Raw genomic sequence first — 15,942 nt, 5'->3', positions numbered from 1 at the left:
TATGAAAATAACTAAAATTGTTATTGCTTTCTTTTTTTTGATGCTTCATTTTGATGGTATAGCACAAGATTTTGAGCTAGGAAAAGTTTCAATAGATGAACTTCAAGAAAAGCAACATCCTAAAGATACCGCAGCGGTAGCGGCCATATTGTTTAAAAAAGGAAGGACTTCATTTGAATATTCCCAAGAAAATGGTTTTATGATTCAAACTGTTGTGAATGTTAGAATTAAGATTTATAAAAAAGAAGGGTATGATTGGGCTAACAAAACTATTAACTACTCAATAGATTCATCGCCTAAAGAGGCACTCGATTTTTCTGATGCGGTAACTTATAATTTGGTCAATGGGAAAATTGAGAAAACGAAGTTAAAAAGCGACGGTATTTTTGTTGAAAAAATTAATAAGTACTGGAATAGAAAAAAAATCACAATGCCTAATGTGAAGGAGGGCTCAGTGATTGAATATGAATACTCAATAAGAACACCAAATAAAGTGCATCCTAGAGATTGGGATTTTCAAACCACAATTCCAGTTAATTATTGTGAGTATAAGACTTTGGTTCCGGAGTATTATACTTATAATACCACAACAAAAGGGTTTGTTATACCCAAAATAAGTGCAGTCAAAAACAGTAAATCTATAACTATAACATCAAAGGAACGTTCTCAGGGTACTGGTTTTAGTACAACAAGAACGAATTTTTCTAATGATACTTATACGTATATGGAAACCACAACGACCTATACAACAGAGCATCTTCCGGCAATGAAGAACGAGAGTTTTGTAAATAATATTGAGAATTACACAAGTAGCTTAGTTCAAGAATTATCCACCATTCAATTCCCCAATGAGCCCATCAAATCCTATGCGACCAATTGGAATTCGGTAGTAAAAACGATTTATGATTACGAAGATTTTGGTCCTGAGTTAAATAAAACTGGCTATTTTGAAGATGAAATCAAAGCCTTGATTGCACCATTGAATTCTCCAGAAGAAAAGATTGCTGCAATTTTTACTTATGTGAAGAATAATGTAAAATGGAATGGATTCCTAGGATACTATTGTGAGCAAGGAGTAAGAACGGCCTTCAAAAATAAAACAGGTAATGTTGGAGATATTAACTTGATGTTAACTGCTATGTTGCGTTATGCAGGTTTAGAAGCCAATCCTGTTTTGGTAAGTACTCGGGATAATGGTATTGCTTTGTTTCCTTCTCGCACCGCTTTCAATTATGTTATTACAGAAGTAGATCTTCCAAGTGGACCATTATTGTTAGATGCCACTGATGCTAATTCGTTGCCTAATATTTTGCCGGTACGCGATCTGAATTGGTTTGGCCGATTAATTCGAAAAGATGGTACTTCTTCAGAAGTTGATTTAACACCAAAAATAGCTTCTATGGATGTGGTTGCTATGAACTGTTCAGTAGATTCGTCTGGTAAGATAGAAGGTAAGTTTCAAAGGCAGTTAACCAATCATAATGGGATGTTGTTTCGTTCACTAGTTTCTGGAGAAAATCAAGATACTTATTTGGAAAAATTTGAAAATGAGCATGGAAAAATCGAAGTGCAAGAGTACAAACGCAGTAATGAAAAGGATTTGCAAGCACCAGTTACCGAAGTTTTTTCGTTTTCTGGGTCTAATTTATGCGAAGTCATTCAAGATAAAATGTATCTCAATCCTTTATTGTTTTTCACCCAGAAGGAGAATCCTTTTAAACAAGAGATTCGTGAGTACCCTATAGATTATAGCTATCCATTTTTGGATAAGTATACTATCAATATTGCAATACCTGAGGGATATACTGTGGAGTCTATTCCGGCATCAATTGCATTAGCAATGGAGGATAATTTGGGAGGATTTAAATTTTTGACCCAAGTAAACGATAAATCGATCCAAATTTTGGTACAACAGCAAATTAATAGTTCAATTATTGCCGCTGATTACTATGAAATGGTCAAAGGTTATTATCAAAAAATGATAGAAAAACAAAATGAAAAAATTGTTTTGAAAAAAGCTTAATAATGAAAAACATACTTTTATTTCTATTCCTTTTTTGTTGGACAATGAGCTCTAGCGCTCAAGATTTTCAATTGGGAAAGGTGACTGAGGCTGAACTTCAAGAGAAAAAGCATCCCAAAGACTCGTCTGCGGTAGCGGCGGTTTTGTATAAAAAAGCCAGGACTTTTTTTACCTATACTGTCAAAACTGGATTTATTGCGAATCATGAAATAAAATATAGAATCAAAATCTATAAAAAAGAAGGACTAAAATGGGCCACTTTTGCAGTGCCTTATTACATCGGGTACGAAGAATTGACACCCGACGTGATCAAATTTTCGGATGCGGTCACTTACAATTTAGAACAAGATAAAATCACTAAGACAAAACTTACTAGTGAAGGTAATTTTGTAGAAAAAGTGAACCGATATTGGAAAAAGACAAGCATTACCCTGCCTAATGTAAAAGTAGGTTCTGTGATCGAGTTCAAATATGTGCACAAATCAGAAAATATCTTTAAGTTTCCTGATATGATTTTGCAATATGATATTCCGGTTAATAATTTTCAATATACCACACAAATCCCCGAGGTATATATTTATAAAACCTTATTATCGGGATATAATGAAGTGAAAAATAGCAGTGAAATTAGTTTTGGATCCACTTCCTATGAAAATGAGGTAAAGCAAACCGCTCATTTGAGTTACAAGCAAATCAATACCAATTATACAGCTCATGATTTGCCAGCCTTGTATGAAGAAGATTTTGTAGATAACACAGATAATTACACTTCAAAAATTCAACAAGAATTAGAAAGGATACGCTACACCGATCAGCCAGATAAGGACTATAGTGTTACTTGGGAAGGTGTGGCAAAGACTATTTTTAAAGAAAAGGATTTTGGAGACGAATTGCTTAAAGGGAGATATTTTGCCAGTGCTACCCGAAGTATAATCGAAGGTAAAACCACACAAACGGAAAAAATGGAAGCCCTTTTTAAGCATGTTCAAGAAAAAATGAATTGGGATAAAACTTTTGGAGTGTATGTAGATCAAGGTGTAGAGAAAGCCTATCAAACCTCCACGGGCAATGTAGCCGAGATAAATTTTATTCTGATCAATATGCTTAACTTAGTTGGAATTCAGGCCAAACCCGTATTGGTAAGTACATTGGATCATGGTGTGCCTGCGTTTCCAGGTCGTAGTGGTTTTAATTATGTGATTGTTGGTGCGCTGGTGGATGGCAAAGACTTTTTGTTAGACGCCGCTCATAAATTTACGGCCCCAAATATTCTTCCGTTGTCTTTGATCAATTGGACCGGAAGAATGATTCAATCCGATGGAACATCAACCGAAATTAATCTAATGGACCGTCCAATATCCAAAAGTATCGTCGGTTTAAGCGTTAAAATTGAAGCGAATGGAAGAGTAACTGGAATGTACAAAAATCAAAAAACAGATTTTGAAGCTTTGGCTTTTCGAGAAAATAATGCAGATTTGACTTCAGAAGATCAAATAGAAAAATTAGAGAATAAGGTTAAAGGCTTAAGTGTAAAGGAGTATAATATTACCAATTTGAAAACCGATTTTTCAAAGCCTTTAATAGAATCTTTTGCTTTTGAATTAGAACACCCTTTTGATGTGATTGGAGATAAAATGTATCTGAATCCTGTATTGTTCCTGAAGAGTTTGAATAATCCATTTAAATCTCAAGACCGAAAAATGCCTATTTATTTTGGTCCTACAAAACAAGAAAAATTTATCATTAGCATTGATATTCCAGAAGGATATTCTGTAGAGCTTTTACCTATTCCTATAAAAATGGCGGCACAAGATGAAATTGCTAGTTTTTCTTATAATGCTAAATTAGAGGGGAATAAACTGCAAGTGGCGGTCACTAATCAAATCAATAAGGTTATTGTTGCTTCAGAATATTATGAAATGTTAAAAGAGTTTTTTCAAAAATCAGTAGATAAATTAAGCGAGAAAATTGTCTTGAAAAAGGCCTAATGATTCGGTGTTATTCTCGATGCCATCATAACTCTTGAGTACTTTATCTATCTTTGACAAAAAAAAATAATTCGATATGAACTTGAAAAACGCACAACTCGACGTAGACAATTGGATTCAAGAACACGGTGTTCGTTATTTTAACGAATTGACCAATATGGCACAACTCACCGAAGAAGTAGGTGAAGTAGCTAGAATCATTGCGCGCCGCTATGGTGAACAATCTGAAAAAGAAAGTGACAAGAACAAAGATTTAGGTGAAGAATTGGCCGACGTAGTTTTTGTAGTATTGTGTTTGGCTAACCAAACGGGTATCGATTTACAAGCGGCTTTTGATAAAAAAATGGATTTAAAATCCGTTCGAGATAAAGATCGTCACAAAAACAACGAGAAATTACAATAAATTAAGGTTAATGCGTTATGAATTGTGAGGGAGTAATCTTAAATTGCGACCCAAAATTAGTTGAGTGTAAAGCTTCTACTATAGCATGCGCTCAACTCTCATTAGTACAACTATGAATTTATTATTACAGTCGGCAATAAGCGACTTGAAAGCGAATATATTAATTACAGGTTCGAAAAGCGAAACCAATCGATTATTGCTTTTACAAGCATTATATCCAAGTATTTCTTTAAAAAACACTTCGAATTCTGACGATTCCGAAGTAATGCTAAAGGCGTTGCAAAGCACAAAAAAGGCAAGCTCGGATGCTCAAATCATCGATATTCATCATGCAGGAACGGCAATGCGTTTTCTAACGGCTTATTTTGCCGTAAGTCCAGGACATGAAGTCGTATTAACAGGATCGCAACGGATGACCGAGCGTCCGATCAAAGTTTTAGTTGAAGCCTTGCAACAGTTAGGCGCGGAGATTACTTACGAGAAAGAAGAGGGGTATCCGCCAATCCGCATTAAAGGACAAAAAATCACGAAATCAAAAGTGAGTATTCCAGCCAATGTGAGTAGTCAATACATTTCAGCTCTTTTGCTAGTGGCACCACAATTAGAAAACGGGCTTGAGTTGACCTTGGTTGGCGAGATTACGTCAGTGCCTTATATCAAAATGACTTTGGCATTGCTCAACGAAATTGGTGTAGAAACTAAATTCAAAGAAAATTCTATCACGGTCAAACCATTAGCCATAAACTCAAAACCACAAACGCTAACCGTCGAATCCGATTGGAGTTCCGCTTCATACTTTTTTAGTGTGGTGGCCTTGTCAGAAATAGGTACCGAAATTCGATTGTCTAGTTATAAACAAAATAGTTTGCAAGGCGATGCGGCATTGGTCGAAATCTATAAAGAATTAGGAGTGACTACCGTTTTTGAAGGCGATAGTATGATACTTCGTAAAGAAGCAAGCTATAACCTGCAATCCTTAATTTGCGATTTGAATACCTCTCCCGATATTGCCCAAACTATTGTAGTAACTTGCTTTGGTTTAGGCATTGGCTGTCATTTGACGGGTTTACATACCCTAAAAATCAAGGAAACCGATAGGCTAGAAGCTCTCAAAGCCGAGCTGACCAAGTTAGATGCAGTCATTTCGGTAACCGATGATAGCTTAACGTTAGATCCCTCGGTGACTATTGCCGAAAATGTAGCGATCGATACCTACAACGACCATCGCATGGCTATGGCTTTTGCTCCTTTGGCTTTGTTAGTTCCTATTGTTATCAACGATGCTGAGGTAGTTTCTAAATCATATCCTGATTTTTGGAACGATTGGAAACAATTAGGGGTCTCTGTGAGCGAAATTGCATAGTGCTAAGTACTTGAATTTGCGCTGAAAAGCAAAATAAACCGCAAAACACTTGACAACCCCTATTTGGGAATCGTATATTTGCAACTGTTTTAAGTTGAAAGTGAAATAGCTTCTAACTTAGAATTTCTAACTTCTAATTTTTTCAAATGAAATTATCCCACTTTAACTTCAACTTACCCAAAGAACTTCTAGCCGAATATCCTGCAGAAAACAGAGACGAATCTCGTTTAATGGTAATCGATAGAAAAAAACAAACCATTGAGCACAAAATGTTCAAGGATGTTATTGATTATTTTGATGATGGCGATGTCATGATTTTGAACAATACCAAGGTTTTTCCAGCTCGTTTGTACGGCAACAAGGAAAAAACTGGAGCTCGTATCGAAGTTTTTTTGTTAAGAGAGTTAAACGCAGAACAACGTTTATGGGACGTTTTGGTTGATCCGGCTCGTAAAATTCGTATCGGAAACAAATTGTATTTTGGCGATGATGATTCGTTAGTTGCCGAGGTAATTGATAATACAACCTCTCGCGGTAGAACACTACGTTTTTTATATGATGGTTCTTATGAAGAGTTCAGAAATAAATTAACCGAACTTGGTGAAACACCAATCCCAAAATATATCAATAGAGAGGTAAATGAAGACGATGCGGAACGTTACCAAACTATTTATGCCAAAGAAGAAGGGGCTGTTGCTGCGCCAACCGCAGGACTGCACTTCTCTAAACACCTATTAAAGCGTTTAGAAATTAAAGGCGTAAAATTCGCTGAGGTAACCCTACACGTTGGTTTAGGAACCTTCAATCCGGTGGAGGTAGAAGATTTATCCAAACACAAAATGGATTCCGAAGAATTAAAAATCACCCAAGAAGCCTGTGATATTGTAAACGAAGGAAAAGAAAAGAAAAAACGTATTTGCGCCGTTGGTACCACCTCTATGCGTGCTGTAGAAAGTGCTGTATCTTCACAAAGTACCTTAAACCCTTTTGACGGCTGGACAAATAAATTCATTTTTCCTCCACACGATTTTAGTATTGCCACTTGTATGATTACCAATTTTCATACGCCAAAATCAACATTATTAATGATGATTTCTGCGTTTTGTGGTCACGATTTAATGAAACGTGCCTACGAAGAAGCCATCAAAGAAGAATATAAATTCTATTCTTACGGAGATGCCATGTTGATCATTTAAGCACAACATTATATTTTTAAAAAAATCTCGTCAAGCAATGGGAGGCCACTGAAAAACCTCGTCGAATTTGATAGGCATTGTTTTTAGACAATAAAAAAACGCTTATAATTGGAATTTTACCTTCCTTTTATAAGCGTTTTCTCTTTTTGATTAATTTTATTTGAGATTTTATTGTGGCTACATTTCGATTTATCTAAGTTCATTTTAGATGAATCTGGAAGTAGACCTGATTTGCTACATTAATTTCAGTATTCTTTTTAAATTGACTGTAAAAATAGCCATTGCACCCTGCATTTGCATATTGTCTATACCGTACGATAGTGCTCTGTCATAACCGTGTACATTTTTTAACTCACTATTTTTAGCCTCTATCTTGTATCGATGTTTTGCTTTTTCCTTGTAATATTCTGTTTCTTGAAAATCTATTTGGTCTTGATGTAATTTTGATTTTATAGATACCGAATACGTTTTTGTTTTGGCTCCATCTTTATAACAACCTTCTTTTAAAGGGCAAGACTTGCATTTTTCGACATCAAAATAATAAGTGTCTGTTTGGTTTTTTCCAACATCTTTGGTTCCTTGACGTGCTTTTCGTATTGCCAAATGTCCTGCTGGGCAAACAAACCTATCGGCATCTTTATTGTAATCAAATTTATCTTCATCTTTTCTAAATCCTTGTGTTATCGATGGATTTAGTCTTGCTACTACTTTAATATTTTGTTCACTTGTGATTTTAAGGTTTTCTTTTCCAGAATAAGCCGCATCGCCAATAATGGTGTCTACATCAATTCCGTTTTCTTGACTAATTTCTAAAAGTTTAGGCAATTCTGGTCCATCACCTTTTTCTCCAGATGTAACTACAGCTGCAGTAATGATGCGCTCTTCGGTCATAGCCAAATGAGTCTTATAGCCAAAGAAGGAACTCTCGGCAGACTTATGACCTATTTTTGCGTCGGTATCTTTTGATAGGGTTAAATTTTCTTGAGTATCTTCTACCGTTTCTTTTAACAGGTTTAATTTTTCTTTCACAGCTGGTATTGAACTTATAGACGGCTCATTTTCTATACGTTTTTCTAACTCTTTGCAATAAGCCAGTTCCTTTCCTAAATCATTGTCGGTATTTTTTTGAGGCATACGTTCTTTGAATTGGTCATCAAAGGTGTATACTGTTTTTCGAAGCAGTTTTGAACGTTCTCTCAATACTTCGATTGCTGAAAATGGATTGGATCTTGATAAAGTATGTGTGGCATCAACAATAATAGACTTAGAGCGGATGATGCCTTTTTCAATAGCTATGGTTACCGTTTTGTTTATCAACAGATTTAATAAATCGGTGTCTTTTAAACGCAGTCTTCTGAATTTTGTCAACGAACTAGAATTGATAACATCGTCTTCTGGATTCATGTCCAAAAAATATTTAAAGGACATATCGTAACGCGAACGCTCTACTACATCAACATCAGAAACGGTATAAATTGTTTTAAGAAGCAGATACTTGAACATACGAACAGGACTTTCTGCCATACGCCCATTATCGGCGCAGTATTTATTCAATAACTCGTCGTAAATAAAGGAAAAATCAATCAAATCATTGATCTTTCTTAAAATATTTTCCTTTGGAACGATTAAATCATACAATGTAGAATGCTCGCTGAATCGTATTGTTTGTTGCTGTACTAACACTTAAAAAATATTAAAATTACAGCTAAATATAATAAAAAAGGAGCAGGAAAGCTAAGCTTTCTACTCCTTTAATTATCGCTTTTATTCCTTAAAGTACTTTTTCAGTGGCCTCAGCAATGGCGAGATTTTTTTTTGGGGCGTATTACGGGCTGTACATTACAATAAAGAGCGCTGGCACTAACTATTGCTCCTACTGCGGGAGCTTCCGTTGGTCGCTTCCTCGTTAGGGCAATACTACAGTGCCAGCGCTCTTTATTTTCATTCCCATCCCTAACGCAATTCCTCTTCAAAACAGCTACTCTCCAGATTTTACAGAATTCCCATTATGTAATACGGTTTTTTCAGAACGCTATTCAAACCAAAAAAATAAGGATACAAATATCATTGGTGTCAATACATTTGTGCAATTAAAAACAATGTCTTTTCTTGTAAATTTGTGTAATTCGTGTTTACTTTTTTTTCAATCACCAAAAAACAAAAAAACCTGAGTAGATCTCTTCTACTAATCTTAATTTTCTTAATCTCTTCATGGTAAAAAAGACTTCCTCTATTTTTTCTGGCCCGCACAATTCATCGAAGCCCCCTTTTTACTACATTTACCCATCAAAACAACACTTATGAATTTCAAAAATACGCTCGAATTTGCACAGCAATTAGATGCACAAGATTCGTTGAGAAGCTATCAAAACGAATTTATTTTCCCTCAAGTCAATAACCAAAAAGTAATCTATTTTACAGGAAACTCTCTTGGTTTGCAACCCAAAAGAACCAAAACCTATGTTGATGAAGTAATGAACGATTGGGCCAATCTTGCCGTTGAAGGTCATTTCTATGCCGACAAACCTTGGTGGGATTATCACGAACGTTTTGCAGCACCATTAAGTAAAATTGTAGGTGCTTTGCCTAGCGAAGTAACGGTGATGAATACCCTAACAGTCAATCTTCACTTGTTGATGGTTTCTTTTTATAAGCCTACGCCCAAAAGGTATAAAATCATTTGCGAAGAAAAAGCCTTTCCTTCAGACCAATATATGTTTCAGAGTCAAGTGCAATTTCACGCTCAAAACAGCGGCATCAATGCAAACGATGCCATAGTTGAAATCAAACGTCGAGAAGGAGAACATAACATTCGCCTCGAAGACATTATTAGTAAAATAAACGAAGTAGGCGATGAGCTAGCGTTGGTTTTAATTGGTGGAGTGAACTATTACACTGGCCAAGTTTTTGATATTAAAACCATCACTGCTGCAGGGCATCGCGTAGGCGCAAAAGTAGGATGGGACTTAGCACACGCTGCCGGAAATATCAAACTAGAACTGCACGATTGGGAAGTAGATTTTGCCGCTTGGTGCAGTTACAAATATATGAACTCAGGTCCCGGAAACGCTTCGGGTTGTTTTGTACATCAAAAACACCACAACGATAGTACTTTGTCGAGGTTTGCAGGTTGGTGGGGACACAACAAAGAAAGACGTTTCAAAATGGAACCTCAATTTGACCCTGTTCACGGAGCCGATGGTTGGCAAATCAGTAATTTACCAATTTTATCCCTAGCGCCTTATTTGGCTTCGGTGCATTTATTTGACGAAGTTGGGATGGAGGCATTGATTGCAAAACGTGACCATATTACTTCTTATTTAGAATTTATTTTACACGAAATAGATAAAGAAGTAGACAGTACTTTTGAGATTATCACTCCAAGTAATCCTGAGGAACGAGCTTCACAATTGTCTGTTTTTTTACACGGTGAAGGACGCAGTTTATTCGACTATTTGATGAAAAATGGTGTGATTACTGATTGGAGAGAGCCAAATGTAATCCGTTTAGCACCAGTACCTTTGTATACTTCTTATGAAGATATGTATCGTTTCGGGCAAATTCTGAAGCAAGGAATTCTTCAAAAATAGTATAAATCCTAACAAAAAAGTCGGTTAGAACAATCCAACCGACTTTTTTTAGAAATGTAACTAACAGATAGAAAACCTATAGCGTACGTTTCGAAAAAGGAAGTATTTGCCTTCTTCTAAACGCCATCGCCATACTTATTTTACTTCAATAAATAGCAACTCTTTTTGAAAAGCATTCAATTGCATTTCTAGTTCTCTTGCGATAGCAGTAAAACGGTTGGTATTCAGTAATACATTTTGATAATATTCAATACCTTCTAACATATTTTTTTTGAAAGCTTGGAGTTTTTTGAGCTGTGCTGCCGAAATTTCGTTAGTAGCTTCAGCACATTCATTTTTAAAATAATCCAAGTACATCTTTAGTTCTTTAATGAACACGTTTGGACGATTGGTTACTCGAAGTACGGTATCATTTCCATAAATGTGTTGAATCATTTTTTTCAAAGAAACCTCTTGGTCAAAATAAGCTAAATTCGGTCCAGGACAAATCACAATGCCTTGGTCTTGCCCTTTTATTGGAATATTGTTCTCCAAGTAAGAAGCATTGGCTAGTCCCACGCATAAGCAAGATTTCTCTGTGATACTGTTTTTACTTTTTTGATAGTGTGCCTCAGAAAGAGAGGATTTCTTTTCTTCCAAAGCTTCCAGTTGTTGGTCTTGGTATTTTTTAGATGCTGTACAAATTCCGTTGCCATTGACATCTTTATGCAATGCTAAGAATTTTTTGGGACAAGAGCTACCAGCTTTATTGGCTTGTATGCGTTTTTCTCTTACAATTTCATTACTAGTTCCTCTCAAGGTGTTAAAAGGAACTCCTAAAGGTGAAATGTGGCTCAAGTAAAAATCTTTTTCTTGTGCTTTAATTAAAAGGTTACGTGTGTTTTGATCTACCGATGTAGCTTCGGGAACTAATAAAAAGGGAGAGCCCCAACCTACAGAATCTACTTGATAATGATCTAGTAAAAAGGCATGTTCATCAGCAGTTCCAACACCACCTTGTACCGTGATTTTTAGTTCAAGCGGGGATGCTGGGGTAGGAAGTTCTTTTTGTCCCAATGCTTTGACCATCAAATCGTGAGCCGATTGGATAAGTTGTTCTTTCTTTTGTTTGAATTCTTCCAAAATGGGACCTAGTAAAAAACCATCTGTGGCAAAGGCGTGACCTCCACAATTTAATCCCGATTCAATACGATATTCAGAAACCCAAAGGCCTTTTTTGGCTAAAAAATTGCCTTGAATCATTGCGGATCTAAAATCGCTTACTTTTAGAGTGATTTTCTTTTTTAATTTGTTGTTTAGGTCAGGAAAAAAGCATGAAAAATTTTCAAAATAACTGTACAGCCTTGGATTCATGCCGGCACTTAAAACCACTGATGATTCCAAATTACTTTGAGCAAAACCTCGTAAAGCAGCATGTGCATCGTTAAATTCTACTGGTAAAAGTTCTTGATTTGAGGAGTTTTCTTTGTCTAATTTCGTCATAATGTTGACGTCAATTTCTCCCGGATTCAATTGATTTTCAATGTAATTTTTTAAGTTTTCTTTGAATGCGATTCCTTCATCCATTAATTCTAAAAAACCTTTTTTTACATCGGAGCTGTTGGGTAATTGAGCAATATAATTATCCAAAGCTTGTTTGCTTTCTACTAATTCTGATTTGAAATCTTCAAACTTTTTCTTCACTATACCGTCCACTAAATTCAGATACGATGTAATTCTTTTCGCTCTGTAATCATGGATTTTTTGAGTGATTTCTTTGTAAGGAATTTCAAACTTTTCACTGTAAAATGCATTCATTTTTTCAATCAATTCATCGTCTGCGATGGATACTACTGAGGAAATTCCTAGATGCCCAACGCGTATTGGACTATCAATAGTATAGGCCAATCCCATTACTGGGATGTGAAATGTGTGAGGTGTTTTTCTATTATTCATTTATTTGCAGCATTTTATTGCATACAAATATTATGAATAGTATTGAGTAATAAACTGATAAATGTCATGATAGTTCATAGATCGAGATTTTGATTAGAAATAAAATATAGATTTTTGATAAATAGTTGCTAATAATGTATGTGGCTATAAATTATTCAAATATGGAAGAAGTAGGTTGGTCTTTTCTAGCATATTTGAAACGATCAACCAATTTGGGTAAACAATAGCCGTCTAAGCCATTTAACGCAATTACATTGGCTTTGTCTAGTTGTAACCAGCTGTCTTTGTGTTGCAATTCTTCCTCAAAAAATAAATGCTCGACGGAGGCAATTACGTGAATGGTGTCATTTTCTTTAATAAAATACTCATTCACATATTTACAATACAATTGAATAGGACTTCCTTTTACGAATGGAATTGGAAGGTTGTCTTTGTATTCTTCAACTAAATTGGTTTTATCAAATTCTGAGACACCAGTGTCATAGTTGGCTGATGTATGGTGTGCATCGGCAATCATATCAACTGTGATGTGATTTACGGTAAAATAACCAGTCTCCATAATATTCTTATAAGTGTCTCTGGGAACTGTTGTAGGGCGCATAATAAATCCAATTAGAGCAGGGCTACTCCCCAAATGTGTAATGCTGCTAAATACCGCCACATTAGTGTCTCCATCTATAGATTTGGTAGCAATCAAATTGGCAGATTTATATCCTGTACACGAATTGATAAGGTTTAGTTTCGAAATCTTATCCATTTGTACGATGCTTTCTTTGGTTAAATGCTTCATGGTTTTTTTTGCCAAAGATAAATTTTGTTTATCTATTTTGAATATTTATTAAACAAAATTTGCATATATTTATGATTTTTTTGACAAAAGATTCCTATGTTCGATAGTTTCTTTGATAAATGTCATTAGGATTCCTTTATATTTGTTTTTCTAATTTGTTAAAAATGAATTGCGAATGTCTTTCTTGATGCTTGAAATCAATTAGGATAACACAATTAAATCATAGCCTATAATAAAATTCACACCATGAGAGTAGTTAAAAAAATTGCCCTATTTCTTTTCTTGTTTTTAATTGTTTTAGTTTTGGCTTTAGTAGGCTATGCTTTTTACACCAAACCTAAATATGATGGTGAACTTGCTTTGAAAAATATAGAGAAGACCACCACTGTATATTTCGATGATTTTGGAGTGCCTCATATTTATGCCAATAGTCAAAAAGATGCGATGGTAGCTTTGGGTTATGTGCATGCTCAAGACCGTTTATGGCAAATGGAATTGATGCGACGCATTGCTCCCGGAAGGTTATCAGAGATTTTCGGTTCAGTTGCGTTGCAAAATGATATGTTTTTTGCGGGTTTAGGCATAGAAGAAGCTTCTGAGGTTGCAATTGCCAAATTGGATAAAAATGGTAAAGATTATCAATTAGCTATGGCATATTTAGATGGAATTAACCAATATCTAGAAGAGGGAACTACACCTATAGAGTTTCATTTAGTTGGGGTTAAAAAAGAAAAATTCACCCTCAAAGATGTCTATAATATTTTTGGATACATGTCATTCAGTTTTGCAATGGCGCAAAAAACAGACCCATTATTGACTGATATTCGTGACCAATTAGGAGCAGAATATCTGAAAGATTTTGGTTTGGACGGTTCTTTGGGAACTACTAGAATCAAAAATGCGAAAGTGGATACAAAAGAATATTCGGCAATAGCAAAATCAGTAACTGCATTGCTTGACCAATCCCCAATTCCTCCTTTTATTGGAAGTAACAGTTGGGTTATTGCGCCGCCAAAAACAGAGAACGGTAAAGTTATTTTTGCCAACGACCCTCATATTGGATTTTCTCAACCAGCTACTTGGTATGAAGCTCACATCGTTACACCTGATTTTGAATTGTACGGTTATTATTTAGCAGGAACACCTTATCCACTTTTGGGGCACAATAGGAAGTATGCTTATGGATTGACGATGTTCGAAAATGATGATTTGGATTTGTATAATGAAGAAAACAAAGTTGATGATGCTAACAGTTATTTAACTCCAAAAGGGTATCAAAAATATACAATTCAGGACAAAATTATAAAAGTCAAAGATTCATCTTCTGTCAATTTGAAAGTGAAAATTAGCCGTCATGGGCCTATTGTGAATGATTTAATCAAAGGGTTGAATACTAGGCAACCTGTAGCGCTTTCTTGGATTTATACGCAACAACCGATTCAGATTTTAGAAGCAGTGTACCGATTGTCTCACGCCCAAAATATAGCAGATTTTCAGAAAGGCGTGGCACTAATAGCCGCTCCCGGATTGAACGTTATGTATGGTGATGCCAAAGGAAATGTAGCTTGGTGGGCAACAGGTAAATTATACAAACATCAACCTGGGGTGAATCCAAATTTTATTTTGAATGGCGCATCAGGGAAAGAAGATATTGCAGAATATTTGGACTTTTCTAAAAACCCATCGGCCATAAATCCATCTTGGAATTATGTCTATTCGGCCAACAACCAACCCGAAGCTGTTGATGGTTTTCTATATCCAGGGTATTATCTTCCAGAAGATAGAGCCAAGCGAATTACAACGCTTTTAGATGCCAAACAAAAATGGAATAAACAAGCCGTAAGCCAGATGATAGTTGATAATACTTCTTCAACAGTAAATGAAACGCTTAAAGTGATGTTGGCTTCTATTGCTACGGAATCACTTTCAGAAAATCAAAAACAAGCATTTACTATCTTGAAGGATTGGAAAGGGGATAGTAATCTTAACCAAGTGGCTCCAACAATTTACAACAAATGGCTTTATTTGTATTTGAAGAATACGTTTGAAGACGAATTAGGTAAAGATAAATTCGAGCAATTTTTAGGAACACATATCGGGAAACAAGTAGCTACAAAGCTAATTGCGAATCCTAATTCGATTTGGTGGGATGATAGCACTACAAAAGGAACCAAAGAAACGCAAGCTTTTATTTTGAAAAAGTCATACAAAGAAGCCGTAGTGGCTCTCGAAAAGCAATTAGGTACTAACGTCGCATCTTGGACTTGGAACAAAGTGCATACTGTAGAACACCAACATCCATTAGGTAAGGTCAGCGCATTGAAGCCAATTTTCAATGTGGGGCCTTTTGAAATTGCGGGGACAAATGAGGTGATTAACAATTTGATGTTTGGTCTGAATGCTTCAGGGAATTATAAAGTAACTGGAGGACCTTCCACCAGAAGAGTTATCGATTTTTCGGATGTGGAAAATAGTTGGAGTATCATCCCTACTGGTCAATCTGGTAATCCAATGAGCGCTCATTATGCCGACCAAACGCAAATGTATAACGAAGGCAAATTCAGAAAAATGAAAATGAACAAAGCCGAAATCGTTACAACTTCAACAAAATTAATCTTTAATCCCATTAAAAAATAGATTTTTATAAAGGGGAT

The 15,942-nt window shown here is 35.6% G+C and carries 10 protein-coding genes; 7 read left to right on the top strand and 3 right to left on the bottom strand.

Annotated elements, in window-relative coordinates; genetic code table 11:
• Position 1 precedes the first annotated feature (1 nt).
• The 5 genes from BXU11_RS11735 (at position 2) to queA (ending at position 6,973) form a co-directional block, all read left to right on the top strand.
• A complete protein-coding gene (locus tag BXU11_RS11735) occupies positions 2 to 2,023 on the top strand; it encodes a transglutaminase domain-containing protein (RefSeq protein WP_078212661.1) in 2,022 nt (673 codons plus the stop codon).
• 2 nt (positions 2,024 to 2,025) lie between these two features.
• Positions 2,026 to 4,011, top strand: a complete 1,986-nt coding sequence (locus tag BXU11_RS11730; protein ID WP_078212660.1) for a DUF3857 domain-containing protein — start codon at positions 2,026 to 2,028, stop codon at positions 4,009 to 4,011.
• A gap of 76 nt (positions 4,012 to 4,087) precedes the next feature.
• Positions 4,088 to 4,414, top strand: coding sequence for a nucleotide pyrophosphohydrolase (locus BXU11_RS11725; protein WP_024981968.1), 327 nt, complete (start codon positions 4,088 to 4,090; stop codon positions 4,412 to 4,414).
• Between the two features lie 112 nt (positions 4,415 to 4,526).
• On the top strand, positions 4,527 to 5,777 hold the full coding sequence (gene aroA, locus BXU11_RS11720) for a 3-phosphoshikimate 1-carboxyvinyltransferase (protein WP_078212659.1): 1,251 nt from the start codon (positions 4,527 to 4,529) through the stop codon (positions 5,775 to 5,777).
• A gap of 146 nt (positions 5,778 to 5,923) precedes the next feature.
• On the top strand, positions 5,924 to 6,973 hold the full coding sequence (gene queA, locus BXU11_RS11715) for a tRNA preQ1(34) S-adenosylmethionine ribosyltransferase-isomerase QueA (RefSeq protein ID WP_024981970.1): 1,050 nt from the start codon (positions 5,924 to 5,926) through the stop codon (positions 6,971 to 6,973).
• Between the two features lie 234 nt (positions 6,974 to 7,207).
• Here the strand turns inward: queA and BXU11_RS11710 are convergent, their stop codons facing one another.
• Positions 7,208 to 8,656 (bottom strand): IS1182 family transposase, encoded by a 1,449-nt coding sequence (locus BXU11_RS11710; protein WP_078212658.1) that lies wholly within the window; start codon positions 8,654 to 8,656, stop codon positions 7,208 to 7,210.
• Positions 8,657 to 9,273: 617 nt separating this feature from the next.
• On the opposite strand from BXU11_RS11710, the gene kynU reads away from it, so the two are divergent.
• Positions 9,274 to 10,563, top strand: coding sequence for a kynureninase (gene kynU, locus BXU11_RS11700; RefSeq protein ID WP_078212656.1), 1,290 nt, complete (start codon positions 9,274 to 9,276; stop codon positions 10,561 to 10,563).
• 135 nt (positions 10,564 to 10,698) lie between these two features.
• Here kynU and BXU11_RS11695 read toward each other — a convergent pair whose 3' ends face one another.
• Both BXU11_RS11695 and BXU11_RS11690 read right to left on the bottom strand, forming a co-directional pair.
• Positions 10,699 to 12,498, bottom strand: coding sequence for a hypothetical protein (locus BXU11_RS11695; RefSeq protein ID WP_078212655.1), 1,800 nt, complete (start codon positions 12,496 to 12,498; stop codon positions 10,699 to 10,701).
• 151 nt (positions 12,499 to 12,649) lie between these two features.
• Positions 12,650 to 13,288 carry a flavin reductase family protein gene (locus tag BXU11_RS11690; RefSeq protein ID WP_078212654.1) on the bottom strand — a complete coding sequence of 213 codons (639 nt, stop codon included), beginning with the start codon at positions 13,286 to 13,288 and terminating at the stop codon, positions 12,650 to 12,652.
• Positions 13,289 to 13,534: 246 nt separating this feature from the next.
• Between BXU11_RS11690 and BXU11_RS11685 the strand changes: the two genes are divergently transcribed.
• Positions 13,535 to 15,925: a penicillin acylase family protein gene (locus BXU11_RS11685; protein ID WP_078212653.1), complete on the top strand. Its 2,391-nt coding sequence runs from the start codon at positions 13,535 to 13,537 to the stop codon at positions 15,923 to 15,925.
• Positions 15,926 to 15,942: the final 17 nt, after the last annotated feature.

Origin of the sequence: Flavobacterium sp. LM5 (assembly GCF_002017945.1) — a bacterium.
In the GTDB taxonomy this organism is placed as follows: domain Bacteria; phylum Bacteroidota; class Bacteroidia; order Flavobacteriales; family Flavobacteriaceae; genus Flavobacterium; species Flavobacterium succinicans.
This window is presented reverse-complemented; position numbering and strand designations above follow the sequence as displayed.